General features: G+C 68.5%; 23 protein-coding genes. 15 read left to right on the forward strand and 8 right to left on the reverse strand.

All coding sequences use genetic code 11. The features are described from left to right. Window positions 1-338: 338 nt before the first annotated feature. Genes J0J10_RS08335 through J0J10_RS08350 form a run of 4 tightly spaced genes read left to right on the forward strand, consistent with a single transcriptional unit; the run spans window position 339 to window position 4,599 of the window. Window positions 339-1,343 (forward strand): phosphotransferase, encoded by a 1,005-nt coding sequence (locus J0J10_RS08335; protein ID WP_291646064.1) that lies wholly within the window; start codon window positions 339-341, stop codon window positions 1,341-1,343. After that, window positions 1,340-2,635, forward strand: coding sequence for a phosphopyruvate hydratase (eno, locus tag J0J10_RS08340; protein WP_291646065.1), 1,296 nt, complete (start codon window positions 1,340-1,342; stop codon window positions 2,633-2,635). The genes J0J10_RS08335 and eno overlap by 4 nt, the downstream gene beginning before the upstream one ends. Window positions 2,636-2,639: 4 nt before the next feature. Next, window positions 2,640-3,593 (forward strand): NAD(P)-dependent oxidoreductase, encoded by a 954-nt coding sequence (locus tag J0J10_RS08345; RefSeq protein ID WP_291646066.1) that lies wholly within the window; start codon window positions 2,640-2,642, stop codon window positions 3,591-3,593. A 4-nt stretch (window positions 3,594-3,597) separates the two neighbouring features. Further along, window positions 3,598-4,599 (forward strand): LacI family DNA-binding transcriptional regulator, encoded by a 1,002-nt coding sequence (locus J0J10_RS08350; protein WP_291646067.1) that lies wholly within the window; start codon window positions 3,598-3,600, stop codon window positions 4,597-4,599. 101 nt (window positions 4,600-4,700) lie between these two features. On the opposite strand, the gene J0J10_RS08355 is transcribed toward J0J10_RS08350, so the two are convergent. The 3 genes from J0J10_RS08355 to J0J10_RS08365 all read right to left on the reverse strand — a co-directional run bounded on the left by J0J10_RS08355 (window position 4,701) and on the right by J0J10_RS08365 (window position 7,662). Continuing rightward, complete coding sequence (locus tag J0J10_RS08355; protein ID WP_291646068.1) at window positions 4,701-5,975, reverse strand: TRAP transporter large permease; 1,275 nt, start codon at window positions 5,973-5,975, stop codon at window positions 4,701-4,703. A 51-nt stretch (window positions 5,976-6,026) separates the two neighbouring features. Beyond that, window positions 6,027-6,596, reverse strand: coding sequence for a TRAP transporter small permease (locus J0J10_RS08360; protein ID WP_291646069.1), 570 nt, complete (start codon window positions 6,594-6,596; stop codon window positions 6,027-6,029). A gap of 61 nt (window positions 6,597-6,657) precedes the next feature. Further along, window positions 6,658-7,662, reverse strand: a complete 1,005-nt coding sequence (locus J0J10_RS08365; RefSeq protein WP_291646070.1) for a TRAP transporter substrate-binding protein — start codon at window positions 7,660-7,662, stop codon at window positions 6,658-6,660. Between the two features lie 302 nt (window positions 7,663-7,964). Between J0J10_RS08365 and J0J10_RS08370 the strand changes: the two genes are divergently transcribed. Then, window positions 7,965-8,669 carry a GntR family transcriptional regulator gene (locus tag J0J10_RS08370; RefSeq protein WP_291646071.1) on the forward strand — a complete coding sequence of 235 codons (705 nt, stop codon included), beginning with the start codon at window positions 7,965-7,967 and terminating at the stop codon, window positions 8,667-8,669. 8 nt (window positions 8,670-8,677) lie between these two features. On the opposite strand, the gene J0J10_RS08375 is transcribed toward J0J10_RS08370, so the two are convergent. After that, a complete protein-coding gene (locus tag J0J10_RS08375) occupies window positions 8,678-9,559 on the reverse strand; it encodes an NAD(P)-dependent oxidoreductase (RefSeq protein WP_291646072.1) in 882 nt (293 codons plus the stop codon). 245 nt (window positions 9,560-9,804) lie between these two features. On the opposite strand from J0J10_RS08375, the gene J0J10_RS08380 reads away from it, so the two are divergent. The 3 genes from J0J10_RS08380 (at window position 9,805) to J0J10_RS08390 (ending at window position 13,220) form a co-directional block, all read left to right on the forward strand. Next, on the forward strand, window positions 9,805-11,328 hold the full coding sequence (locus tag J0J10_RS08380; RefSeq protein ID WP_291646073.1) for a serine hydrolase domain-containing protein: 1,524 nt from the start codon (window positions 9,805-9,807) through the stop codon (window positions 11,326-11,328). Beyond that, a complete protein-coding gene (locus tag J0J10_RS08385) occupies window positions 11,325-12,905 on the forward strand; it encodes an ABC transporter substrate-binding protein (RefSeq protein WP_291646074.1) in 1,581 nt (526 codons plus the stop codon). The genes J0J10_RS08380 and J0J10_RS08385 overlap by 4 nt, the downstream gene beginning before the upstream one ends. A 105-nt stretch (window positions 12,906-13,010) precedes the next feature. After that, entirely contained in the window at window positions 13,011-13,220 is a 210-nt protein-coding gene (locus J0J10_RS08390) for a hypothetical protein (protein ID WP_291646075.1), read from the forward strand. Window positions 13,221-13,359: 139 nt separating this feature from the next. On the opposite strand, the gene J0J10_RS08395 is transcribed toward J0J10_RS08390, so the two are convergent. After that, the gene (locus J0J10_RS08395) at window positions 13,360-13,743 is read right to left on the reverse strand and encodes a hypothetical protein (protein WP_291635699.1); all 384 of its coding nucleotides are present in this window, start codon (window positions 13,741-13,743) and stop codon (window positions 13,360-13,362) included. Between the two features lie 146 nt (window positions 13,744-13,889). Here J0J10_RS08395 and J0J10_RS08400 point away from each other — a divergent pair, with 146 nt between their 5' ends. From J0J10_RS08400 to J0J10_RS08420, 5 genes are all read left to right on the forward strand, one after another. Further along, window positions 13,890-15,011 carry an anhydro-N-acetylmuramic acid kinase gene (locus J0J10_RS08400; protein WP_291646076.1) on the forward strand — a complete coding sequence of 374 codons (1,122 nt, stop codon included), beginning with the start codon at window positions 13,890-13,892 and terminating at the stop codon, window positions 15,009-15,011. A gap of 31 nt (window positions 15,012-15,042) precedes the next feature. Then, entirely contained in the window at window positions 15,043-15,621 is a 579-nt protein-coding gene (gene rfbC, locus J0J10_RS08405) for a dTDP-4-dehydrorhamnose 3,5-epimerase (protein WP_291646077.1), read from the forward strand. Further along, window positions 15,618-16,673 carry a dTDP-glucose 4,6-dehydratase gene (gene rfbB / locus J0J10_RS08410; RefSeq protein ID WP_291646078.1) on the forward strand — a complete coding sequence of 352 codons (1,056 nt, stop codon included), beginning with the start codon at window positions 15,618-15,620 and terminating at the stop codon, window positions 16,671-16,673. The genes rfbC and rfbB overlap by 4 nt, the downstream gene beginning before the upstream one ends. Window positions 16,674-16,766: 93 nt before the next feature. After that, window positions 16,767-18,929 (forward strand): protein-disulfide reductase DsbD family protein, encoded by a 2,163-nt coding sequence (locus J0J10_RS08415; protein ID WP_291646079.1) that lies wholly within the window; start codon window positions 16,767-16,769, stop codon window positions 18,927-18,929. A gap of 50 nt (window positions 18,930-18,979) precedes the next feature. Then, a complete protein-coding gene (locus tag J0J10_RS08420; protein WP_291646080.1) occupies window positions 18,980-19,618 on the forward strand; it encodes a redoxin domain-containing protein in 639 nt (212 codons plus the stop codon). 41 nt (window positions 19,619-19,659) lie between these two features. On the opposite strand, the gene ubiB is transcribed toward J0J10_RS08420, so the two are convergent. Both ubiB and ubiE read right to left on the reverse strand, forming a co-directional pair. Then, entirely contained in the window at window positions 19,660-21,216 is a 1,557-nt protein-coding gene (gene ubiB, locus J0J10_RS08425; protein ID WP_291635712.1) for a 2-polyprenylphenol 6-hydroxylase, read from the reverse strand. 151 nt (window positions 21,217-21,367) lie between these two features. Next, complete coding sequence (gene ubiE, locus J0J10_RS08430) at window positions 21,368-22,129, reverse strand: bifunctional demethylmenaquinone methyltransferase/2-methoxy-6-polyprenyl-1,4-benzoquinol methylase UbiE (protein WP_291646081.1); 762 nt, start codon at window positions 22,127-22,129, stop codon at window positions 21,368-21,370. A gap of 96 nt (window positions 22,130-22,225) precedes the next feature. Between ubiE and mutM the strand changes: the two genes are divergently transcribed. Continuing rightward, window positions 22,226-23,116, forward strand: coding sequence for a bifunctional DNA-formamidopyrimidine glycosylase/DNA-(apurinic or apyrimidinic site) lyase (mutM, locus tag J0J10_RS08435; RefSeq protein ID WP_291646082.1), 891 nt, complete (start codon window positions 22,226-22,228; stop codon window positions 23,114-23,116). A gap of 28 nt (window positions 23,117-23,144) precedes the next feature. Here mutM and J0J10_RS08440 read toward each other — a convergent pair whose 3' ends face one another. Beyond that, window positions 23,145-23,618, reverse strand: coding sequence for an SRPBCC domain-containing protein (locus J0J10_RS08440; protein ID WP_291635718.1), 474 nt, complete (start codon window positions 23,616-23,618; stop codon window positions 23,145-23,147). 172 nt (window positions 23,619-23,790) lie between these two features. Between J0J10_RS08440 and J0J10_RS08445 the strand changes: the two genes are divergently transcribed. Beyond that, entirely contained in the window at window positions 23,791-24,564 is a 774-nt protein-coding gene (locus J0J10_RS08445; protein ID WP_291635720.1) for an enoyl-CoA hydratase, read from the forward strand. The last annotated feature ends 97 nt before the right edge of the window (window positions 24,565-24,661 follow it).

The following is a 24,661-nucleotide window of genomic DNA, read 5'->3' on the forward strand; positions in this document are numbered from 1 at the left end:
TCTCCAACCGGCCTGCGGTCTGCATGTTCCGCGGGCCTCGTGCGGCGCGGCCAGGGCACCCCCAGGCAAATCCGCCCGGCGCACAGCGACATCTCGCTGCGCCCTGCCGAATCGGCGAAACACCACTGCCGAGGCGCCAATCTGGCGCCTGCTCCGGCAATCCGCAAACCAGCCTGCGCAGTTGCACCGCAATCCGCAGCCGAGACCTGTTGCTGGCTGGCGGCGAAAGCCGGCAGGCGCTTGACAGGGGCAGCGACGATGGGGCCTTTGCGCTATCGTTAGCATTGAACATGCGACGTCAAGGCGCCGCCCTTGACTGCAAGCAAGCGAGGCTCGACTTGGCGCAGGCTCCAGCAGAGATCAGCCGCTTCCTGAGCGATGCGGAATTGGTCGAAGACGTCGCAAAGGCGCGGATGACACCGCTCACCGGTGGTGTCGCCTCCGACATCTGGAAGGTCGAGAGCGACGGGCGGGTCTTCGTCGTCAAGAAGGCGCTGGCACAGATGCGCGTCGCCCAGACCTGGCTGGCGCCGGTCTCGCGCAATGCCAGCGAGGTCGACTGGCTGCGCGAAGCCGGCCGGATCGCACCGGGCGCCGTTCCCGGGATCCTCGCCAGCGACGCTAAGGCCGGCATCTTCGCGATGAATTATCTCGACCCCGCCGACCATCCGGTCTGGAAGCAGGAATTGCATGCTGGCCGCGCCGACCCGGCCTTCGCGGCCAGGCTCGGAGCGGTGATCGCGGCGATCCATGCGGGCACGCAGGGCTCGGCAGAAATCGCCCGGCGTTTCGCCAATGACGCAACCTTCCACTCGATCCGGATCGAGCCCTATCTGGAAGCGACGGCGCGCGTCCATACCGACCTAGCCGCGCCGCTGCTCGCCCTGGCCGCCGAGACGCTCGCCGCCAAGGTGGCCCTGGTCCATGGCGACGTCAGTCCGAAGAACATCCTGGTCGGCCCGCACGGCCCCGTGATCCTCGATGCCGAATGCGCCTGGAATGGTGAGCCGGCTTTCGATCTCGCCTTCTGCCTCAATCACCTCCTGCTGAAATGCCTATGGACGCCAGGCGCAAGCGTCGGCTTCCTCGCCTGCTTCGATGCTCTGGCCGAGAGCTATCTCGCGGGAGTCGACTGGGAGCCGCGCGCGTCAATCGAGGCGCGCGTCGCGCGACTGCTCCCCGCCCTGTTCCTGGCCCGTGTCGATGGCAAATCACCGGCCGAATATATCAGCGCCGACGCCGACAAGGACCGTGTCCGGCGCGTCGCCCGCCAGCTGATCGCGACGCCGCTGGCGCGCCTTTCGACCATTCGCCAGCTCTGGAGCGAGGAGATTTCCCGATGACCGATACGAGGATCGCTGCCGTCCGTGGCCGCCGGGTCTGGGATTCCAGGGGACGGCCGACCGTCGAGGCCGATGTCGTGCTGAAGAGCGGCGTTCGGGGACGGGCCATCGCCCCGGCCGGCGCCTCGACCGGCAGCGGCGAGGCTCTCGACCGGCGCGATGGCGGCGCGGCCTTTGGCGGGCTCGACGTCACCGGCGCGGTCGCCGCGGTCAATGGCGAGATCGCCGCCGCCCTGACCGGCCGGGATGCCGGCGATCAGGGCGGCATCGACGCCGCCCTGATCGCGCTCGACGGCTCGGTGAATCTCGGCCGGCTCGGCGGCAACGCCGTGGTCGCGACCTCGATGGCAGTGCTCCACGCCGCGGCAAATGCGAGTGGCCAGCCGCTCTGGCGCCATTTGTCGGCCGGCCGGCCGGTACGCATCCCGCTGCCCGAGATCCAGATCTTTGGCGGCGGCGCCCATGCGGCACGGCGCGTCGACGTTCAGGACTTCATGGTGATGTGCCCGGCGGCGAATTCGTTCGCGCAGGCACTGGACTGGACCGCCGAGGTCTACCGCGCCGCCGGCGCGCTGATGAAACAGGCCGGCAAGCTGCAGGGCGTCGCCGACGAGGGCGGCTTCTGGCCGGCCTTCGCCTCGAATGAGGAGGCGCTGGACACGCTGATGCGCGCCATCGAGAACGCCGGCTTCAAGGCGGGCGCAGAGGTCGCGATCTCGCTCGACATCGCCGCCTCGGAATTCGGCCGCAACGGCGCCTACAAGCTGGCGCTGGAACAGCGGGAACTCGATTCCGCCGGGATGATCGCGCTGCTCGGAAGCTGGCTCGAGAGCTATCCGATCATTTCGATCGAGGACCCGCTGGCCGAGGACGATGCCGAGGGCTTCAAGGCCTTCACCGCCCTTTACGGCGAGCGCTGCCAGATCATCGGCGACGATTTCCTCGTCACCAATGCAGCCCGCGTCGAAGCCGCGGCGGCGAGCAAGGCGCTGAACGCCGTGCTGATCAAGCCGAACCAGTCCGGCACCGTGACCGGCACCCGCGCGGCGCTCGACGCCGGCAAGGTGGCCGGCTTCGGCACCATCGTCTCGGCCCGCTCAGGCGAAACCGAGGACGTCACCATCGCGCATCTTGCCGTCGGCTGGGATGCCGGCCAGTTCAAGGTCGGCTCCTTCACCCGCTCCGAGCGCATGGCGAAATGGAACGAGATGCTGCGCATCGAGGAAGAGCTGGGCAGCGAGGCGCGCTTTGCCGGCTGGGACGCCCTGCCCTTCGCCCACGGCCGGAGCTGAGCCGATGAAGGCGCTGTTCCACTTCTCGCCCGGCGCAGCCCTGCAAGCGCGGCTCGCTGCGATCGCCTCGCCGCGGATCGCCGTCGTCGACCAGCGCGACGAGGCCGGATTCGCCCGCGAAATCGCCGATTGCGAGGTGCTGCTGCATGTCCTGACGCCGGTGACGGCAGCGATGATCGCGATGGCGCCGAAACTGCGGCTGATCCAGAAGGTCGGCGTCGGCGTCAACACGATCGACCGCGCTGCCGCGGAAAAGGCTGGCATCGCAGTCGCCAACATGCCGGGAACCAATACGGCCGCGGTCGCCGAGCACACGCTGACACTGATGCTCGCGACATTGCGCCGGGTCGCGGCCTTCGACGCCGCGACCCGCGCCGGACGGGGCTGGCAGATCGGCGTCGAGGATGCGATCGGCCTCGGCGAGATCGGCGGCAGCCGGATCGGCTTCGCCGGCTATGGCGGCGTGCCGCAGCGCCTGACGCCGGCCTTGCAGGCGCTCGGCGCCGAAGTCTGCTTCTGGAACCGCAGCCCCAGACCAGACGCCATCGCCACCGCCCTGCCATTCGACGAATTGCTCGCGACCAGCGACATCCTCTCGCTGCATCTGCCGCTGACCGCCGAGACGAGACAGATGTTCGATCGGGCGCGCATCGCCCAGCTGAAGAAGGGCGCGATCCTGATCAACACCGCCCGCGGCGAACTGGTCGATCAGGCCGCCCTCGCCGAGGCGCTGCTGAGCGGCCACCTCGCCGGCGCCGGGCTCGACGTGTTCGCGCGCGAGCCGATGACCGAGCCCGGCCCCCTCGCCGCCTGCCCGACCCTGGTCGCGACGCCGCATGTCGCCTGGCTGACGCCGCAGACCTTCGAGCGCAGCCTCGCCGTGGCGCTGGAGAACTGCCGGCGTCTCGAAACCGGCGAGCCTCTGCTGCACCAGATCGCACCCGAAGCCGCGGCCTGAGGCCATGGCGGCGCGCGGGACCGGCATGGTGACGGCCCGACAGGTGGCGGAGAGCCTCGGCGTCGCCGTCTCGACGGTCGGCCGGGCGCTCGCCGATGATCCGCGCATCAGCCAGCGCATGAAGCTCTTGGTGCGCGAAGCGGCGCAGCGCCTGGGCTATGTCGAGAACCTGCCAGCGCAGATGATGCGCGGCGGATCGAGCCGGCTGATCGGGCTGATGCTGCCGGACATCCGCAACAGCTTCTATGCCACCATCGCCGACGCGCTGTCGGCCTGCTGCGATGCCGCCGGCTACCAGCTCGTCATCTCGATCGCCGACAGCCCCGAAACCGAGGCCCGCCATGTCCGGCAGCTGGCGAGCGCGCGGGCGGCCGGCATCGTCATCGTTCCGACCCCTGCCCCGCAGCCCGAGACCTGCGCGATGCTGGCGCGCATCCCGCATGTCCAGCTGCTGCGGCGCGTCTCCGTCCTCTCGCCGGCCTGGTTCGGCATCGACGACGAGGAGAGCCTGCGCGCCGGGACGGCCCATCTCATCGCGCACGGTCATCGCCGAATCGCCTATATCGGCGGGACCAGCGATTATTCGACCGGCGCCGCGCGGCTCGCCGGCTTCCGCCGCGCTTTCGAGGAGGCCGGGCTCGACCCTGCTTTGGGAAGCGAGCATCTCGGGCCGCCCGCCGATCCGGGGTTCGGTGCCGCCGCCACCGCCGCCGTGCTCGCGGAGGCCGAGCCGCCGAGCGCGATCATCACCGGAGCCGTTCAGCTGACGGGAGCTGTGCTGCAAGCCATCGCCCGGCGCGAGGGTCGCGGGCCCGCGATCGTCGGCTTCGGCGACGAACCTTCCTTCTCCTGGTGGCAGGGCGAACTGACCGCGATCGCCATGCCGATCCAGGAACTGGCGCTGGCCTGCGGCGGCTTTCTGATCGAGCGCCTGCGGACGGGCGCTGCGATCGAAGCACATGCCAGCATCGCCAGCGCGCGGCTCGTCGAATATCGGCGTGGCTAGTCGGTCTCGGCGCGTTCCTCATATTGGAGCGTCATCCCGGGCCTGCCCCCGGGACGACGGAAACCCGTCCGCCGAGAAATCATCCGGCTTCAAGGCTCGTCTCAGCGCAGCATCTTCGGCAGCCAGAGCGTCAGCTCGGGGAAAAGCGTGATGATGACGAGCGTGCCGACCAGCGGGATGTAGAACGGGATCATCTCCTTCAGCACGGCCCGCATCGAAACCTTGGCGATGTCCGAGATCAGGAAAAGCGCCAGCCCCATGGGCGGAGTCAGCAGCCCGAGCATCAGATTGAAGATCGCGACGATGCCGAGATGGACGGGATCGACGCCCGCCATGTGCAGCGGCCCGGCGATGATCGGGATCACCAGCAGCGTCGCCGTCGTCGAGTCCAGGAACATGCCGACGACCAGCAGCAGGAGGTTGACGATCAAGAGCAGCATCAGCGGGTCGCGGCTGAGCGAGAGCAGTTCGCGCGCCACGGTCTGCGGGATCTGCTCGATCGCCATGATCCAGCCGAACAGGGCCGCGGCCGAGACGATGATCAGGATCGCCGCGGTGCTCTTCAGCGTTTCATAGGCCGAGACGAGCAGATGATGCCAGGTCAGCGTCCGGTAGATCACCGCGCTGATGAAGATCACATAGGCGACGGTGACCGAGGCCGCCTCGGTCGGCGTGAACCAGCCGACCAGCATGCCGCAGATCAGCAGCACCGGCGTCAGCAGCGCCGGCAGGGCCGGCAGGAAAGAGTCCCAGAGCTCACGCAAGGTCGGCCAGCGCGCAGCCCGCGGAAAATTGCGGAACCAGGCCAGGATGGCGACGGTGATCATCAACATCGCGACGCAGATCAGGGCCGGGACGATGCCGGCGATCAGCAATTGCACGATCGAGACATTGGTGACCGAGCCATAGATGATCAGCGGGATGCTCGGCGGGAAGATCGGTCCGACGATCGCCGAAGCGCAGGTCAGCGCGCCCGCAAACTCGCGCTTGAAGCCATGGCTGGTCATCGCCTTGACCTCGATGCGGCCGAGCCCGCCGACATCGGCGAGCGCCGCCCCGCTCATCCCGGAGAAGACGAGGCTGGCGAAGATGTTGACCTGCGCCAGCCCGCCATGGATGCGCGCCACCAGCGTCGAGGAGAAGCGGTAGATGCGCTCGGTGATGCCGGCCTGGTTCATCAGATTGCCGACGAAGATGAAGATCGGCACCGCGACCAGCGGGAAGGAATCGAGCGCATAGACCATACGCTGCCCGACGAGTTCGAGCGGAAAGCCGTTCCAGAGCACATAGGCGATCGCCGGCAGCATCACCGCGAGCACCACCGGCCAACCGAAGAGAAAAAGCAGCGTGAAGGAGCCGAGGAGAAGGAGCGTCATCGTGCCGTCGCGTTCCTGCGTCGCGGGAAGGGTGAGGCGGCCGGCCCGGCCTCAGGCGATATGCGGCTCGGGCTCGTCGCTGATCTCGTCGGAGAAGCGGACATAGGGCGGGTGGCCCTTCAGCGCCTTCCAGAGCTGGACGGCAGATTCGATGGCCGCGAGGACGAAGCCGAACAGAGCAGCGGAGAAGAAAATCCAGTATGGGATGCCGAGTGTCGGCGTCGCATTGTCGAGATTGGCGAGGGTTGCGACCATCACCGCCAGGCCGGCGATGCCGAAGCCGAGCATGGCGGTGAGCGAGATCACCGCGGCAAAAAGGGAGCGCGTCCGCTCCGACAACATGATCAGAACCTCCTCCATGCGGATATTGGTGCCGGAGGCGACGACATAGGGCAGCGCGGTGAAGACGACGCCGATCAGCATGAAGCGGGTCAGTTCCTCCGAGCCGATGAATGGCGCCTGGAAGATCTGCCGCAGCACCACCTGAAGCGCCGGCAGGGCGAGCATCAGGACCAGCATGGCGACGGCGGCATAGCGGAAGACGTTGCGGATCGGCCGCAGGAGCCGGTCGATCGCGAGGGGCGCGCCGACATCCTGCGGCTGGACATGCTGATCGGTCATGGAACTCGCCGGCTGGAGCAGGGAGGCCGGGCGGCTTGCCGCCCGGCGGCATGGCGAAGCGTCACTTCACCGCGGCGATGCGCTCGATATAGGGCTTCCAGCTCGGGAAGTCCTTGTTGACCTCGGCAATCACCCGCTCGCGGAACTCGGCCAGCTTGAGCCCGTCCTGCTCGGTGACGAAGGTCATGCCCTTCTTCTTGAGCTCGCCGATCAGGTCTTGCTCGGCCTTGTTGGCCTGCTGCAACGTCTCCTGCGCCAGGGTCTCGAAGATCCCGTAGACAGCCTTGCGATCGTCGGGGCCGATGCCCTGCCAGACGCGCTCATTGATGAAGACCGGCAGCACGTTCTGCATATGCCCGGTCAGCATGACATGGGTCTGCACCTCGTAGAGCTTGTTGGCGTTGATCATGGTCAGCGGATTTTCCTGACCGACAACCATGCCGGTCATCAGCGCGGTCGGCAGCTCGGCCACCTCGACCGGAGTCGGGATCGCGCCGAAGCCCTTGATCATCGTCGTCCAGAGCTGCAGCGGCACGCCGCGAAAGGGCTTGCCCTGCAGATCGGCCGGTGAGCGCACGGCCATCTTCGCGGTCATCTGGCGTGCGCCGCGGAAGACGCGTCCGACGATGCGCATGCCGCCATCCTTGGCGAGCTTGTCGTTGAACTCGATCAGGACTTCCGACTTCTGCGGGTCGGTCGCCGCCAGCGCATGGGCGCCGTCACGATAGATGAAAGGCGCGTTGAAGACGGCGATATCCTTGGAGAGACGGGCCAGCGAGGCGAATTCGTGATGGCCCATCGAGATCGCACCCGAGCGCACGCCGTCGATCAGCTCCTGCACGCCGCCGAGCTGCGAATTCGGGAAGACCTGAACCTGGACGCGGTCGCCGGTCGCCTTGGGAATGCGCTTGCCGGCCTCGTCGCCATACCAGTACTGGATGTCGCCTTCCGAACCGACATGGGCGTAGCGCAGCTTGACCTGCTGCGCCGACGCGCCACCGAGGCCTACGAAATGGGCACTTGCGAGCGCTCCCGCGCCCACTAAGACTTCGCGCCGACGCAGCATGACAACTCCTCCCGTTCTCGCCTGGCTTTTTCCGCTATGATTGTCGCGATATCCGGTCGTCGTTCCGGCAGAGATCTCCGCCGCTGGCGGCCGGGATCGGCGCGTGAGCGGGCGCGTGGCCCGATGCGGCGCGGAGCGACGGCGTGCGATGGCGGATCTGCTGCGGCATGGCGGCCCGGACGCTTCTCTCCCCTGCGCCGCTTTGCGCGGTCCTTGTTGAGCCCGGTCATTTTGCATACAAGCCTGACCAAGCGTCAAGCGGGAGCGGCGATCGGGATCCGTTCCGCCGGGGGAGCGCGCAGATGAGCGTCACGGTCACCGAAGGCGCGGAAGGGGCGGGCGAGGCGCCGCGCCGCAAGGGCCGGCTGCATGTCGCGACCGTAGAGGCCTTGCGCCGGATGATCGTCAGCGGCGCGCTGCCGCCCGGGCAGAAGCTGCGCGAGCAGGAGCTCTGCGACCGGCTCGGCGTATCGCGCACGCCCCTGCGCGAGGCGTTGCGGACACTGGCGGCGCAGGGCCTGGTCGCGCTCTCGCAGAATCGCGGGGCCGAGGTCGCGGCCTTGAGTCTCGACGACATCGTCGCGCTGTTCGACGTCGTCTCGACGCTGGAGGCGCTCGCCGCGCGCCTCGCCTGCAGGGCCCTCACCGATGAGGAAATCGCCGGGATCGGCCTGCTGCACGCGCAGATGGGACGGCATCATGCGCGCGGCGAGCTGCCCGAATATTTCGCGCTGAACCAGCAGATCCACCGGGCGATCATCGAGGCGGCACGCAATCCCGTCCTGCTCGACATCTGGGAGCGGATGGCGCCGCGGGTCGAGCGCGCGAAATATCTGCCCAACCTCCAGGGCGGGCGTTGGCACGCCGCCATGCGCGAGCATGACGCGATGTTCGCGGCGCTCGGTGCCCGCGATGGCGAGCGCCTCGCCGCCCTGATGCGCCAGCATTTCGCCAATGGGCTGGCTGTCGTGCAGTCGGCGGAAGCAGATCGCGGCTCCGCCGACTGAGACGCGCCTCAGGCAGCCGGCGGAGCCACCTCCGGCAGGACCTTGACCACGGCGATGCCGTCGAGCTCGCTATGCCCCTGGCCGATCAGCATGCGGAAGAGCGTCGTCGCCTGCGCCACCATCGGCATGGCGAGATGGTGCTCGCGGCCGGCCTCGGTCAGCATTTCCAGATCCTTGAGCACCTGGCGGGCATAGCCGCGCGGCGCGAAATCCTGGGCGATCATGCGCGGCATCATCACCTGCAGCACCGCCGAATTGCCGAGGCCGGGCGCCAGGGCGGCCGGGATCCGGCTGGCGTCGACGCCATAGGCCTCGGCGAGGCGCAAGCCCTCGGCGACGATGCAGTAATTGGTCAGGCACAGCGCCTGATTGACCAGCTTGGTCGCTTGGCCGGCACCGACATCGCCCATATGGGTGAAGAGCCCGAGGCACTCGGCCAGCGGGCGCGCCGCCTCGATGGCCTCTTTGGTTCCACCGGCCATGATGGCGAGCGTGCCCGCCTCCGCTGCCGGCGGCCCGCCGGAGACCGGCGCATCGATGAAGGCGACGCCCTTCGCCGCCAGCGCGGCGGCGAGCTTCTTGGTGACGGCGATCTCGGTGGTCGAGAAATCGATGACGATCGTGCCCGCCGAAGCGGCGCCGAGCACGCCATCGACGCCCGAAACCACCGCATCGACGGCCTTGGTCGTGGTGACGGCGATGCCGATCAGCCGGGTCCGACGCGCGACCTCGGCCGGTGAGGCGACGATCTCCACGCCCAGTGCCTGCGCCTCGCTGCGCCTTGCCGGGTCGAGATCGAAGCCCACAACCTTCCGGCCGCTCGCGAGGAGACGCTTGCAGAAGCCCGCCCCCATCAATCCCAGCCCGATGAAACCGACCGCTTCGCTCATCCCGATGTCTCCGATCCCTTGCGGCAAGCGCCGCCTCTTGTTCTTGCGCTGCACGACCGGCGCGGCCAGGCCGCAGCTGGAAGCAACGCTGCATTCTTGCATACAAAGATGTCAGACGCGAAGCGCCACGACCCAATGAGATCGTCTGGCCCTGCCGCTGACGCATGACTGCGCGATTGCGCCCGGGCTGTCGTTGCGCTGAAAATCCGGGCGGGCTTCGCTCCGGAGCCGGCAGGAGGAACGGGATGCTCGACTGGAGCGGCGCGCGCAGCGAGGCGACGACCATCGCCGAAGCCTGGACGCGCGAGGGCGGGCCGGGCGGCGCGATCGTGCTGTTCGACCGCGACGGCATCCGCGAGGTCGCGAGCGGCGGCTTCGCCGCAATCGAGCACCGTTTGCCCTTCACGCCGGACACGCCGAACCGGCTCGCCTCGATCAGCAAGCATATCTGCGCTGCATTGCTGCTGCGCGCCGGCGTGCCGTTGGAGGAGCCGCTCGGCAGGCTGCTGACTGGGGCGCCGCCGGCGCTCGCCGCCGTGCCGCTGGCACGGGCGCTCGACATGACCGGCGCCCTGCCCGACACGATGGAAGCCTTCTGGCAACAGGGCGTGCCATTCACCGCCAGCCTCGGCTCTGACGAGATCCTGGCGCGGGCTCGGGCCTTTCCGGCGCTCAACGCCGAGCCCGGCACCGAGATGGCCTATTCCAACACCGGCTGGCGCCTCGCCCAGGCGGTGCTCGAGCAGCACAGCGGCGAAAGCTATGCCCGGCTGGTCGAAAGCCTGATGGCGCCGCTCGGCCTGCCCATCCGCTTCGTTCGCGACGAGAGCGAGGTCGTCGACGGGCTGGCGACCGGCTATTGGCGCGAAGGCGATGCCTGGCGGCGCGGGCGCTACGGCTTCAACTTCTCGGCCTCGGGCGGCATGGCGGGCAGCGCCGCCGCGCTGGCGCGCTGGGCTTCGGCCCTTCTCGCCGGCCGCGAAGCCTTCGCCGGCCTGCTCGATCGGCTGGCGGCGCCGCGCACCTTCGCCGATGGCAGCGCCAGCCTCTACCGGCTCGGCCTCGTCGCGAGCTCGCTCGGCGATGTCCACCTGCTCGGCCATGGCGGCTCGCTGCCGGGCTATCGCAACCATGTCCTGATGGCCCCCGAACAAGGGGTCGGCGTCGTCCTGCTCGGCAATCGCGAGGAGGAGGCGCTGTGGCCGACGCTGCGCGTGCTGGCCGCCCTGCTCGGGCAGTCCCTGCCGGAACCGGCAGAGCAGATGCCGAACGGGCTGTTCGCGGCGGAGGATGGGCCGTTCTGGGCTGAGTTCGGCGCGGATGCGATCAGCTTCATGGGTGGTTACGAGAAGCTCGTCTGCGACGGCTCCGGCGGAATGCGCAGCCTGCCGGCCTATCTCGACGTCCGGCTGACGCGCAGCGGCGCGGATGCGATCGAGGGCCTGATCGGCGGCATGCCGCGCCGGCTCCAGCGCGTGCCGGGTGCAACCCCGCTCGATCCGCGCCTCCCAGGGCATTGGCGCGACAAGAATCTCGGTACCGAGATCCTGATCCGCGGCGATGGCAGCGCTCGCCTGCCCTGGGCGGGTTCCAGCATCGAGACGGTGCTGACGCCGCTGCCCGGTGGGCGGGCGCTCGCCGACCTCGCGCACGGCCCCTGGCGGCATCGGCCTTGCTTCTGGCTGCAGCCGGACGGAAGCTTGCGCCTCGCCGGCCACCGTTCGCGCATCCTGCATTTCGACCGCCTCATTGACGGAGCCACGCCATGATCGCTTCCCGCTTCGCCGCCATGATCGGCACGGCCGCGCTGCTCCTAGCTGCGCCGGCCCTGGCCCAGCCGGCGCCGAAGAACGTGCTGCGCGTCGCGCCGCATGCCGATCTTAAGACGCTCGACCCCGTCGCCGCCTCGATCGTGATCACCCGCATGCATGGGCTGATGATCTACGAGACCCTGTTCGCCTGGGACGCCAGCCTCCAGCCGAAGCCGCAAATGGTCGAGAGCTTCTCGACCGCGCCGGACGGGCTGTCCTGGACCTTTACGCTGCGCCCCGGCCTGAAGTTCCATGACGGCCAGCCGGTGACGACGCGCGACGTCATCGCCTCGCTGAGCCGCTGGATGAAACGCGACACGATCGGCGGCAAGCTCGGCGAATACACCGAAGGCATGGAGGCGAAGGACGACAAGACCTTCGTGCTCAAGCTGAAGAAGCCGATGGCGCTGGTGCCCTTCGCGCTCGGCTCAGCGGTTGGCCAGATCCCGGTGATCATGCGCGAGGCCGATGCCGCGACCGACCCGATGAAGCCGGTGACCGAGACGATCGGCTCCGGCCCGTTCAAATTCAACCGCGCCGAATGGCGCAGCGGCGCCAAGGTCGTCTACGACAGGAATCCCGATTATGTGCCGCGTTCCGAGCCGGCCGACGGGCTCGCCGGCGGGCGGGTCGTCAAGGTCGACCGGGTCGAATGGGTGATCATGCCGGACGCGGCGACGGCTGCGGCTGCCCTGCAGACCGGCGAGATCGACATCTGGGAGCAGCCGAGCCAGGATCTGATCCCGGTCGTCTCCGGCGCGAAGGATGTCAAGGTCGAGCGCTATTCCAACCTCGCCAACCAGGTGATGCTGCGCCCGAACAGCCTGCACCCGCCCTTCGACAATCCGAAGGCGCGCCTCGCCCTCGCCTACGCCACCGACCAGGCCGAGTTCCTGGCCGGCGGCTTCGGCGACGAGGAATGGTGGAAGCGCTGCAACGCCTATTTCATCTGCGGTGGCCCCAACGGCACGCAGGCCGGCACGGAAGGCTACGCCAAGCCCGACCTCGACAAGGCGAAGCAGCTTCTGGCCGAGGCCGGCTACAAGGGCGAGAAGCTGGTGCTGACCACCAGCAACGACATCGCCGCCATCGGCCGGATGGCCGAGGTCGCGGCGTCCCAGCTGAAGAAAGCGGGGGTCAATGTCGAGGTACAGTTCTCGGACTGGGGCACCGTCACCACCCGCCAGCAGAACAAGAGCCCGCCGGATCAGGGCGGCTGGAACCTGTTCGTGACCTACGCCTCGGGCGCGACCATGCAGTCGCCGATGACCAATATCGGCACCAACATGGGTTGCGAGAAGGCCTGGGCCGGCTGGCCTTGCGATGCGGAGGCCGAGAAGCTGCGCGGCGCCGTGGTCGACGCGCCGGACGATACCGCTCGCAAGGCGGCCGTCGAGGCGCTGCACAAAAGGCTCGCCGAGATGCAGCCCTACCGGGTACTCGGCCAGTTCGACCAACCTTATGCCAGGCGCGGCAATGTCTCCGGCGTGCTGGCAGCACCGGTGATGCTGTTCTGGAACGTGCAGAAGAACTGAGGCACGGAACGCGCGTTAACTGGCGCCGGGCGCCGCGTTAACCAGTTCATGACCCATGCCGGACGAGACTGTTGCGAGCGATTCGCTACAGTTCGTGAGAGCGTTATGGGTCAGGTCCTGCAGTTTCGTCCGTTGAAGCCGGTCGTCGCCGAAAGCGATGGCGATGCGCTCGACCTGTTGTCGGCGATCGATTTCGCCCTGCGCGACCTCAGGGACATCGCGCCGCACATCCTGCACGAAGGGGCGCGCGAGCAGGCGAGGCAGTGCCAGCAGATGCTGCAGGATGCTTTCGACGCCGCTTTGCTGGTCGGCTGAAGACGGTCAGGCCGATGGCCGCCGGGGCACAAATGCTCCGTTCAGGCCACCCTGCCCCGACCGGCTCAGCTCCGAAAGTCCCGAGCGTCCTATCGCATCGGTCTGACCCGAAGAGCGGCTTCCCCTTCTCGGCGGAGCTCTAGTCGCGGCGGATGTCGAGGACCTCGCCATCGTCACCGATGACGATGCGCATGTCGTCGCCATAGCCGTCCGTGCCGGTGACGATCCAGACATCGCGCCCGCGGCGCACGCGCTCGACCTCGACCATGCCTCGGCGCCGGGCGATCCGTACCGCCTGGCGCTCGCTGATCCCCTCCTCCTCCTCGATTTCGAGGCGCGGCGGCCGGGGCGGTCGCGGCGCGATGCCGCCCGGTGGCATCGGAGCGGCCCCGCCGGGCCCGGGCAGCGGCGGAGGCGGCCCGCCGGGCACGATCGGCGCGGGAGCTCCGAGCGGCTGCGCGAAGGCGCCGGGCACAACCGCGAGGCCGAAGCAAGCGGCGAGGGCAAGACGGCGTGTGAGCATGGATGGCCTCCGGCGGGCGACATGACCAACTAATGCGCCGATTAGGTCAGGATTGCGAAGGAATCGCGGCAGAACAACCTGCTGCTGGCGCCGATCCGCCGCTTATGCGAACCATCGCGCCGGACAGATTCGCAGGAGATTGCCGGATGCAACCGCCCTGGGCGATCGGGTTGATGACCGGCACGGTTCTCGACGGGAACATCGACATCGCCGCGATCCGCAGCGATGGCGAGACGATCGCGGAATTCGGCCCCTGGCGGCTCGCGCCCTACGCCGCCAGCGTGCGCGAGTTGCTGGCCCAGGCCGTCGAGGCGGCACTTGCCTGGCGCTTCGAAGGACCCGAACCTGCGATCTTCGCCGAGGCGACGCGTGCCCTGACCCTGGCCCAGGCCGATGCCGTCGCCGAATTCCTGGCGGCCGAGGGGATCGCGGCCTCGGAGGTTTGCGCGATCGGCTTCCACGGCCAGACCGTGCTGCACCGCGCCCCGACACCGCAGCGCAAGGGCGATACCCGCCAGCTCGGCGACGGCGCGCTGATGGCGCAGCGGCTCGGCATCGACGTGGTCTACGACCTGCGCAGCGCCGATGTCCGGGCCGGCGGCCAGGGCGCGCCCCTGGCCGCGAGCTATCATGCGGCCCTGTTGCGCGGCCTCGATGCGGGCAGCGAGACGGCCGTGCTCAATCTCGGCGGCGTCGGCAATCTCAGCGCCATCGACGGCTATGGACGGATCGTCGCCTTCGACACCGGGCCCGGCAATGCGCCGCTGAACGACTGGATCATCAGGCACGGCAAGGGCGAGATGGACCGCGACGGCGCCTTCGCGCTGGCCGGCGAGGTCGACGAGGCGAGGCTCGCGCGGCTGCTCGCGCACCCCTATCTGTTCGCGCCCTATCCGAAATCGCTCGACCGCCATGATTTCACCGCGGCGATGGCCGAAGGCCTCTCCTTCGCGGATGGCGCGGCGACGCTGACCGCCTTCACCGCCGGAGCCGTCGGGCGCGGGCTCGACCTGCTGCCGATCCGGCCGGAGCGACTGATCGTCTGTGGCGGCGGACGACGCAATCCGGCGATCATGGCCGCCCTGAATGTCCGTAGCGGCGCGCAGGCGATCCCCGCAGAGGCGGTGGGCTGGCGCGGCGATGCGATCGAGGCCGAGCTTTTCGCCTTTCTGGCGATGCGGGCCAAGGCCGGCCTGCCGATCAGCTTCCCGCTCACCACGGGCGTGCCGGAGCCGATGAGCGGCGGGCGGATCGCAAGCGGGCGTTGACAGCGGCGACGCGCCGGGGCTGAACGGCAGCATGAGCAAATTCGCCTTCGAGCCCCTCGCCATCCCGGCGGTCGTGCTGGTCCGCCCGAAGAAATTCGGCGATGCGCGCGGCTATTTCATGGAAACCTACAGCACTGCGGCCTTCGCGACGGCGGGTATCGACGCCGTTTTCGTGCAGGACAACCAGTCGCTCTCGGCGTTGCGCGGCGTAGTGCGCGGCCTGCATTTCCAGGCACCGCCGGTGCCGCAGGCCAAGCTGGTGCGGGTGCTGAAGGGGGCTATCTTCGACGTCGCGGTCGATCTGCGCCGGGGTTCGCCGAGCTATGGCAAATGGTGCGCGGCGACGCTGACCGCCGAGGGGGGCGAGCAGCTCTTCGTGCCGCATGGCTTCGCCCATGGCTTCTGCACGCTCGAGCCCGCGACCGAGGTCGCCTACAAGGTCGACGGCCCCTATGCGCCGGAATGCGAGGACGGCCTCGCCTGGAACGATCCGGCGCTCGCCATCGACTGGCCGGTCGCGCCCGGCGAAGCGCAGCTCTCGGGCAAGGATGCCGTGCTGCCGGGCCTTGCCGGCTTCGACAGCCCGTTCAGCTACGAGGCCGCCCGGTGAAGCGCTATCTGGTCACTGGCGGAGCCGGCTTCATCGGCTCGGCGGTCGTGCGCCATCTGATCGGGCAGACCCAGCATCAGGTGCTGGTCGTCGACAAGCTGACCTATGCCGGCAATCGCGACAATCTAAAGCCCGTCGCGGACGATCCGCGGCTCTCCTTCCTGCAGGCCGATATCGGCGACCAGGCGGCGATGCGGCGCGCCTTCGCCGAATTCGCGCCCGACATCGTCATGCATCTTGCCGCCGAGAGCCATGTCGACCGTTCGATCGACGGACCGGCCGCCTTCATCGAGACCAATATCGTCGGCTCCTTCGTGCTGCTGCAGGAGACGCTGCGGCATTATCGCTCGCTGCCGGCGGCGGCGCAGGCCGGCTTCCGCTTCCACCAGATCTCGACCGACGAGGTCTTCGGCTCGCTCGGCGCGGAGGGGTTGTTCACGGAAAGCTCGCCCTATCAGCCGAATTCGCCCTATTCGGCCTCGAAGGCGGCCTCCGACCATCTGGCGCGCGCCTGGCACCATACCTATGGGCTGCCGGTCGTGCTCTCCAACTGCTCGAACAATTACGGGCCCTATCACTTCCCCGAGAAGCTGATCCCGCTGATGATCCTCAACGCGCTCGAGGGCAAGGCGCTGCCGGTCTATGGCAGCGGTGCCAATGTCCGCGACTGGCTGCATGTCGAGGACCATGCGAGAGCGCTCGCGCTGATCGCGGAGAAGGGCAAGATCGGCGAAAGCTACAATGTCGGCGGCTCGGCCGAACGCAGCAATCTCCAGGTGGTCGAGGCGATCTGCGGGCTGATGGACGAGCTTGCGCCCGATGCCGGCATAGGACCGCGCAGGGGACTGATCGCCTTCGTCGCCGACCGGCCGGGGCATGATCAGCGCTATGCGATCGACGCCACCAAGATCGAGCGCGAGCTCGGCTGGCGCCCGCAGGAGAGTTTCGAGAGCGGGCTCAGGAAGACCGTCTCATGGTATCTTGCGAACCGCGACTGGTGGGACCGAATCCGCAGTGGCGTCTACCGAGGGGAGCGGCTGGGGGCGGGCTGAAAGGCGGGCGCAAGTCCGGGAGCCTGCGGCTTCCTGCCGCTCTCACCGGCTTGTCATTGGCAATCACGCGGGAAAGGGGGCATCAAAACCGCCATGTCTACGCTCGATATGCCTGCCCGTAACGGGTTCTCACTGCTCAAGCGCGCAGCGCTCGCCCTCGCCCTGCTGACCCCGGCCACCGCATGGGCGGCGGAGTCGACGGCGGTGACCTCGCCGCGCGTCGTCGCCACCTTGCTGTCGAGCCGCGACGCGGTCGCGCCCGGCGAGCGCTTTCACCTCGCGCTGGCGCACAAGATCACCGCCGGCTGGCACACCTATTGGCGCAATCCCGGCGATTCCGGCGAGCCGACCAAGATCGACTGGCAATTGCCGGAAGGCGCGACGGCCGGGCCGATCCAGTGGCCTGCGCCTAAGGCGATCGCCTTCGAGCCGCTGGTCAATTTCGGCTTCGACGGCACGGTGCTGCTGCCGGTCGAGATCAGCGTGCCGGCCGAGGCGAAACCGGGCGAGCGCTTCGCCATCACCGCCAAGGCGACCTGGCTGGTCTGCGAGAAGATCTGCATTCCCGAAGAGGGCGTGCTGAGCCTCGATCTGCCGATCGCGGCCGAGCCGGTCATCGACAGCGCCGCGCAGGCGCGCATCGCGCGGACGCTGGCGGGGTTGCCGCAGGAGGCGCCGTTCCGGGCGAAACTGACCGCGAACGGACCGGACAAGATGACGCTCGCCATCCCCGAGCTGCCGGCCGGAATCAGCGAGCTCCGCTATTTCCCGCTCTCCGACACGCTGATCGAGCACGCCGCTGCCCAGCAGGTCGAAGGCGGCACGCTGACCTTGGCACGCTCCAGCGCCTTCCGGATCGCCGAGCCGAGCGTCGAGGGCGTCATCACCTACAGCCAGGGCGGCACAAAGCGCGCCTTGTCGCTCAGCGCCGATGTCGCGCCCGATCTGCTGGCACAGGCCAGCGCCCCGCCTGCCCCGCCGCCTGTGGTCACGTTGCCGACCCTGCCGGCGCCGCCGGCCGAGGATCTGACGATCTGGGTCGCGCTGGCCTTCGCCTTTGCCGGCGGGCTGATCCTCAACCTGATGCCCTGCGTGCTGCCGGTGCTGTTCATCAAGGCGCTCGGCTTCGCCCAGGCCGCCCAGGCGAGCCGCAGCGAGGTGCGCGTGCACGGGCTGCTGTTCCTCGCCGGCGTGGTCGGCACCTTCATGGTGCTGGCCGGGTTGGCGATCGCGCTCGGCGCCGGCTGGGGCTTCCAGCTGCAATCGCCGCCGCTGGTCATCCTGCTCGCGGTGCTGATGAGCCTGATCGGCTTCAACCTGCTCGGCGCCTTCGAGATCGGCGGCAAGGTCCAGGGACTAGGCGACGGGCTCGCCAGCCGCGGCGGCCCGGTCGGCGCCTTCATGACCGGAGCCCTCGCGGTCGTGGTGGCGACGCCCTGCACCGCGCCCTTCATGGGCGCGGCGATGGGTTATGCCCTGACGCAGCCGCCCGCCGCGGCGCTCTCGATCTTCCTTGCACTCGCACTCGGTTTTGCCCTGCCGGTGGTGGCGCTCTCCTTCGCGCCCGGCCTGCAGCGGCTGCTGCCCAAGCCCGGGCCCTGGATGGTCGTGCTGAAGCAGGGCTTCGCCTTCCCGATGTTCGCGACCGCGATCTGGCTGGTCTGGGTCGCGACCATGCAGACCGGGGCCAACGGCGCGCTCGCCGCGCTGATCGCCATCCTGGTCGCAGGGTTCGCGGTCTGGCTGCTCGGCGTGACGCGCCGCCGCGGGGCCGCCCTGCGCGTCGTTGCGGCCGGCCTCGCAGCCCTGTTCGTCACCACCACGGCGGCCTTCGTGATCGAAAGTGCCGTGCCGCCCAAGCAGGCCCCGGCCAGCGCCGGCGCGAGCGATGTCTGGTCGCCGGAGCGCGTCGCCGAATTGCAGGCGCAAGGCAAGCCGGTCTTCGTCAACTTCACCGCGGCCTGGTGCATCACCTGCCTCGCCAATGAGCGCGTCGCGCTCTCGCGGCAGGACGTCAAGGACGCCTTCGCCGCGCTCGGCGTCACCTATCTCAAGGCCGACTGGACCAATCGCAATGCCGCGATCGCTGCCGCATTAGCCGAGCATGGCCGCGCCGGCGTGCCGCTCTATCTGGTCTATCCCGGCAGCAAGGGCGCGCAGGCCGAAGTCCTGCCGCAATTGCTCACCGTCGACATCATTGTCCGCGCAGCCGAGCGCGCCGCCGGCCGGGAGGTTCAGACCGCCAGGAATCCGTGAGGGCCATCCGGGACGACTGCCCTTCGATCGGGAAGATGGTGGAGACAGACATGAAAGCCGTGACCAGACAGACTTTCATCGCCGGCCTCGCCGTCACCGCGTTCTCGTTGGCCTCGGGCGCAGCGCTCGCGCAGGGCCCAGCCAAGCCGGGGAGCCCCGCCCCCGCCTTCTCTATCGTCGATGTCGACGGCAGGACCCAAAAACTGTCCGACTATGCCGGCAAGACGGTGATCCTCGAATGGACCAACCATGACTGTCCCTATGTCCGGAAGCACTACAACAGCGCGACCATGCAGACCCTGCAGAAGGATATGGCCAAGGAAGGCATCGTCTGGCTGTCAGTGATCTCCTCGCCCGCCGGCGAGCAGGGCCATGTCGACGCAGCCAAGGCCAAGGAGCTGACCAAGAGCCGCGACGCGGCCCCCGCCACCATCCTGCTCGATCCCAAGAGCGTCATGGCCCGCGCCTATGGCGCCCAGACCACGCCGCACATGTACATCATCGATCCGAAGGGCACTCTCGCCTATGCCGGGGCGATCGACGACAAGCCCTCGGCCAGCGCCTCCAGCCTCGCCGGCGCCAGGAGCTATGTCCGCCAGGCGGTAGCCGAGATGAAGGCCGGAAAGCCGGTCTCGGAGCCCGCCACCAAGGCCTATGGCTGCGCCGTCAAATATGCGCCGGTGAGCTGAGGCACCGGTGCTGTTATTGCTCCGTCAAGGCGCAGAAGACCCTACACCAGCACCGCATAGGCGAGCAGCGCCGCGATCAGCCAGAGCGCCCAATTGCCCCAGCGATTGCGCGCAGCCTCGGCCCGGCCGATCGCCTGGACGCTGGCCTCGTCGAGCGAGAAGCCGCTGCGCGAAGCGTCCTCGAGCTGGCCGAGCACCCGCTCCGCCCGGCCGACCGTCTCCGGCAGATTGGCGAGGCTCGAGGCCAGCGTATGCATGCCGCGCCCGACATCCTCGATCCTGCCGAGCGGGCCGAGATTGCGGGTGATCCATTCGCGCACCACCGGCTCAGCCGTGGTCCACATGTCGAGATGGGGATCGAGCGTGCGGGCAACGCCCTCGACCACCACCATGGTCTTCTGCAGCATGACGAGCTCGGTGCGCGTCGCCATGTCGAAGAGGCCGGTGATCTCGAAGAGCAGGGTCAGCACCTTCGCCATCGAGATCTCGTCGGCGCGCTTGTCGTGGATCGGCTCGCCGACGGCACGGATCGCCTGGGCGAAGTCGGCGACCGCGTGATGGCCGGGGACATAGCCGGCCTCGAAATGCACCTCGGCGACGCGCCGATAGTCGCGGGTGATGAAGCCGAGCAGGATCTCGGCGAGGAAGCGCCGCTCCTTGTGGCCGAGACGGCCCATGATGCCGCCATCGACGGCGACGAGCCGGCCCTGCGCATCGACAAACAGGTTCCCCGGATGCATGTCGGCATGGAAGAAGCCGTCGCGGATCGCGTGCCTGAGGAACGACTGGATGACGTTGCGGCCGAGCGCCGGAAGGTCGTGGCCGGCGGCGCGCAGAGCCTCGACATCGGAGAGCCGGATGCCGTCGATCCATTCGTCGACCAGCATTTCGCGCGCCGTGAGCTGCCAGTCCGGCGCCGGCACGCGGAAATCCGTGTCCTCCCTGGTGTTCTCGGCATATTCGGAGAGCGCCGCCGCCTCGAGGCGCAGGTCCATTTCCATGGTGACGGAGCGGGCCAGGGTCTCGACGATGGCGACGAAGCGCAGGCGCCGCGCCTCGGGCGAGCGCCGCTCGGCCAGTTCCGCACCGAAGCGCATGGCCGCGAGGTCGCGATGGAAGCGGTCGCGAATGCCGGGCCTGAGAATCTTGACCGCGACCTCGGAGCCGTCGCGCAGCCTTGCGCGATGGACCTGGGCGATCGAAGCTGCCGCGACCGGCTCGCCGAATTCGGCGAAGATCGCCTCGACCGGCTTGTTATGGGCCGCCTCGATCGCGGCGCGTGCCTGCGCCATCGGGAAAGGCGCCATCCGGTCCTGCAGGGCCGAGAGGTCCTCGGCGATCTTCATGCCGACGACGTCGGGGCGCGTCGCCAGGAACTGGCCGAACTTCACATAGGACGGGCCAAGCCGGGTCAGCGCGGCGGCGAGCCGCGTCGCCGAGGAGCCGGCGCCCTTGCGCTCGATCAGCCGGCCGAGACCGATCAACCCGCGCGCTGCCGGCGGCAGCACGGACGGATCGACCAGAGCGAGCGCGCCCTCGCGGGCCAGCACGAAACCGACCCGCGCCGAGCGGGCAAGATGGGCGATGGCCGAGATCATGCCGACAGCAAGGCGGGAAGCGCCTTCCTCGTCATGGTCGGGCTTGTCCCGACCATCCACGTCTTCCTGCGGGCAGCGCGGCGTTCAAGACGTGGATGCTCGCCACGAGGGCGAGCAGGACGGCGGTGGGCTGTCACGGCCGCGGTCTCGCTCACAGCTTCCAGCCGGAATGCAGCGCCACCACTCCGCCGGTCATCGGTGTGAACGAGGCGCGGCGGAAGCCGGCGGCCGCGATCATGTCGGCGAAGACCTGCGGACGCGGGAATTTGCGAATCGACTCGACGAGATACTGGTAGGGCTCGGCCTCGCCGGTCACCATCCTGCCCATCGGCGGGATGACGTTGAAGGAATAGGCCTCGTAGACCTTGTCGAGCAGCGGCACGTCGACATGGGAGAATTCGAGGCAGAGGAAGCGCCCGCCGCGCTTCAGGACGCGATAGGCCTCGCTCAGCGCCTTGTCGATGCGCGGCACGTTGCGGATGCCGAAGGCGATCGTATAGGCGTCGAAGGCATTGTCCGGCAGAGCGAGTTCCTCGGCATTGCCCTGGACGAAATGGATACGGTCGTCGCCGGGGAAGCGCTTCTGAGCGCGCTCGCGGCCGACGGCGAGCATCTCGGCATTGATGTCGAGCACCGTGACCTCGGTCCGCGGCCCGCCGGCCTCGAGCACCTTGAAGGCGACATCGCCGGTGCCGCCGGCCACGTCGAGATGGGCGAAGGCCCGGTCGCGCGGCGGTTTCAGCGCGGTCAGCAGCGCCTCCTTCCAGAGCCGGTGGAGGCCGGCCGACATCAAGTCGTTCATCAGGTCGTAGCGGCCTGCGACCTTGTGGAAGACGTCGTCGACCTTGGCCTGCTTCTCGGCAAGCGGCACGGTCTCGAAGCCGAAATGGGTTGAATCGGAAGCTGCTGTCACGGCCGGGCTGCTCTTGTGGTTCGCTGCGGCGATGAATAGCGAATGCGGCGGGGCTTGTCGCGGCCCGTCTCGACGCATGCTGAAAGGCGCAACGCCATGCCTGAACTTCCCGAGGTCGAAACCGTCAGACGCGGGCTCGAGCCGGCCATGCTCGGCGAGCGCTTCGCCCGGGTCGAGCAGAAGCGACCGGATCTGCGCTTTCCTCTGCCTGAGCGCTTCGCCGAGCGCCTGACCGCGCGGCGTGTCGAGGCGCTGTCGCGGCGCGCGAAATACCTGATCGCCGATCTCGACGACGGGCAGGCGCTGATCATGCATCTCGGCATGAGTGGGCGTTTCATCGTCGAGGCGCCCGGCACGCCCGCGACCGAGCCCGGCGCCTATTACAACGAGATCGGCCGGCATCTGAAACACGACCATGTCGTCTTCCATCTCGGCTCCGGCGCCCGGGTGACCTATAATGACGTGCGCCGCTTCGGCTTCATGGATCTTCTGCCGCGTAGCGAGCTCGCAACGTCGAAGCATTTTTCCGGCATGGGCATCGAGCCGCTCGGCAACGAACTCTCCGGCGAGCTGATCGCCAGGCTCTTTTCCGGCAAGGCGGCGCCGCTGAAGGCCGCCCTGCTCGACCAGCGCCTCATCGCCGGGCTCGGCAACATCTATGTCTGCGAGGCGCTGTTCCGCGCCGGTCTGCATCCGGAAGCGGAGGCCGGCTCGCTGGCGACCCCGACCGGCGGGCCGCGCGAGAAGGCGCATGCGCTGGCCCAGATCATCCGCGAGGTCCTGGAGGAGGCTGTCGCCGCCGGCGGCTCGACCCTGCGCGACTTCGCGCATGCCGACGGCTCGCTCGGCTATTTCCAGCACCGCTTCAAGGTCTATGACCGCGAGGGCGAGCCCTGCGTCACACCCGGCTGCGGAAAATTGGTGCAGCGACTGGTGCAGTCCGGCCGCTCGACCTTCTATTGCGAGAGCTGCCAGAAGCGGGGCTGAGGGCAGTCAAACGGCTCGCGGCCGCGGCTCAGGCCGCCTCGACGAAATGCGCGAGGTTCTCCAGCGTCGAGCGCAGGCCGGCATCGTGGTCCTCCTTGCCGATGCCGGCCGGAACGTTCTCGCAATGAATCGTCACTTCGGTGCCGCCCCTGACCTCGTCGAGCCGCCAGGCCATGGTCATCGTACCGGCGAAGGCGGGATCATCCGACGGGAAGGAAACCTCCCAGACGATACGCTCGCATGGGACGAGGTCGACGAACCGGCCCTCGGCGACATCGCTGTCCGCCGTCGCCTTGCCGGGCGCTCCGGCCGGATCGTCATAGCTCAGGACGATGCGGTAGCTCCCGCCGATGACGGGCTCGAAGTGTTCGATCCGCGCGTGCATCCCTTGCGGCGCCAGCCATCTGCCCAGAGAGGCTGCGTCGATGAAGGCGTGGTAGATCGCTCCGGGCGAGGCCCGGACAAGCCGCGAAGCCGTGTCAGTCCTGGTCCTGGCAGGCATGGGCGTGTTCCCGATGGACAATGAGGCTAGCACGCCGACAATGCGAGAATGCGGCAGGAGGTTCCCCTGCCCGCGCACGCCCCGCCCCATCCCGGCTTGCGCCGGCACGCATGGACTTGCGCCCCTCCCGCCCGCTAATGCTGGCCACAACAGCAGCACCCGGGAGGCCGCCATGGCTTATGAGACCATTCTCGTCGAGGTTAAGGGCAAGGTCGGCGTCATCACGCTGAACCGGCCGCAGGCGCTGAATGCGCTGAACGGCCAGCTGATCGGCGAGGTCAACGCGGCACTCGACGGCTTCGAGCGCGATCCCGGCATCGGCTGCACGGTCATCACCGGCTCGGAGAAGGCCTTCGCCGCCGGCGCCGACATCAAGGAGATGCAGGAGCGGACCTATCCCGGCACCTATCTCGACGACAAATTCGCCGACTGGGACCGGATCGGCCAGCGCCGCAAGCCGATCATCGCCGCGGTCGCGGGCTTTGCGCTCGGCGGCGGCTGCGAACTCGCGATGATGGCCGACTTCATCATCGCCGCCGACAATGCCCGCTTCGGCCAGCCCGAGATCAACCTCGCCGTCATCCCCGGGGCCGGCGGCACCCAGCGCCTGACCCATGCGATCGGCAAGGCCAAGGCGATGGATCTGTGCCTCACCGGCCGGATGATGGACGTGAACGAGGCCGAGCGTGCAGGGCTCGTCGCCCGCATCGTGCCGCTCGCCGATCTGATGACGGAAGCCCTGAAGGCGGCCGAGCAGATCGCCACGAAGTCGCTGCCTTCGGTGCTGACCGCCAAGGAAGCGGTGAACCGGGCCTTCGAGGTGACGCTGAACGAAGGGCTGCGCTTCGAGCGCCGCGTCTTCTCGGCGCTGTTCGCGACCCAGGACCAGAAGGAAGGCATGGCCGCCTTCGCCGAGAAGCGGAAGCCCGAGTTCAAGAACCTCTGACGGCCGCAACCACATGCCCGGGCGTGGCCCGGGCATCTCCGGCGCGTCTTTCCCGGCTCTTCGCTGCGCTCAGGCCGGGAAAGACGCACTGGACGAT

Source organism: Allobosea sp. (genome assembly GCF_017308075.1).
Classification (GTDB): domain Bacteria; phylum Pseudomonadota; class Alphaproteobacteria; order Rhizobiales; family Beijerinckiaceae; genus Allobosea.

Coding starts and splice junctions, on each gene's coding strand:
- J0J10_RS08370 (WP_291646071.1), top strand. CDS start 7,965: ATGAGCGTCACGGTCACCGAAGGCGCGGAAGGGGCGGGCGAGGCGCCG.
- J0J10_RS08365 (WP_291646070.1), bottom strand. CDS start 7,662: ATGCTGCGTCGGCGCGAAGTCTTAGTGGGCGCGGGAGCGCTCGCAAGT.
- rfbC (WP_291646077.1), top strand. CDS start 15,043: ATGAGCAAATTCGCCTTCGAGCCCCTCGCCATCCCGGCGGTCGTGCTG.
- J0J10_RS08355 (WP_291646068.1), bottom strand. CDS start 5,975: ATGACGCTCCTTCTCCTCGGCTCCTTCACGCTGCTTTTTCTCTTCGGT.
- J0J10_RS08360 (WP_291646069.1), bottom strand. CDS start 6,596: ATGACCGATCAGCATGTCCAGCCGCAGGATGTCGGCGCGCCCCTCGCG.
- J0J10_RS08400 (WP_291646076.1), top strand. CDS start 13,890: ATGCAACCGCCCTGGGCGATCGGGTTGATGACCGGCACGGTTCTCGAC.
- J0J10_RS08380 (WP_291646073.1), top strand. CDS start 9,805: ATGCTCGACTGGAGCGGCGCGCGCAGCGAGGCGACGACCATCGCCGAA.
- J0J10_RS08375 (WP_291646072.1), bottom strand. CDS start 9,559: ATGAGCGAAGCGGTCGGTTTCATCGGGCTGGGATTGATGGGGGCGGGC.
- ubiB (WP_291635712.1), bottom strand. CDS start 21,216: ATGATCTCGGCCATCGCCCATCTTGCCCGCTCGGCGCGGGTCGGTTTC.
- J0J10_RS08390 (WP_291646075.1), top strand. CDS start 13,011: ATGGGTCAGGTCCTGCAGTTTCGTCCGTTGAAGCCGGTCGTCGCCGAA.
- eno (WP_291646065.1), top strand. CDS start 1,340: ATGACCGATACGAGGATCGCTGCCGTCCGTGGCCGCCGGGTCTGGGAT.
- J0J10_RS08440 (WP_291635718.1), bottom strand. CDS start 23,618: ATGCCTGCCAGGACCAGGACTGACACGGCTTCGCGGCTTGTCCGGGCC.
- J0J10_RS08345 (WP_291646066.1), top strand. CDS start 2,640: ATGAAGGCGCTGTTCCACTTCTCGCCCGGCGCAGCCCTGCAAGCGCGG.
- J0J10_RS08350 (WP_291646067.1), top strand. CDS start 3,598: ATGGCGGCGCGCGGGACCGGCATGGTGACGGCCCGACAGGTGGCGGAG.
- J0J10_RS08445 (WP_291635720.1), top strand. CDS start 23,791: ATGGCTTATGAGACCATTCTCGTCGAGGTTAAGGGCAAGGTCGGCGTC.
- J0J10_RS08420 (WP_291646080.1), top strand. CDS start 18,980: ATGAAAGCCGTGACCAGACAGACTTTCATCGCCGGCCTCGCCGTCACC.
- mutM (WP_291646082.1), top strand. CDS start 22,226: ATGCCTGAACTTCCCGAGGTCGAAACCGTCAGACGCGGGCTCGAGCCG.
- J0J10_RS08395 (WP_291635699.1), bottom strand. CDS start 13,743: ATGCTCACACGCCGTCTTGCCCTCGCCGCTTGCTTCGGCCTCGCGGTT.
- J0J10_RS08385 (WP_291646074.1), top strand. CDS start 11,325: ATGATCGCTTCCCGCTTCGCCGCCATGATCGGCACGGCCGCGCTGCTC.
- J0J10_RS08415 (WP_291646079.1), top strand. CDS start 16,767: ATGTCTACGCTCGATATGCCTGCCCGTAACGGGTTCTCACTGCTCAAG.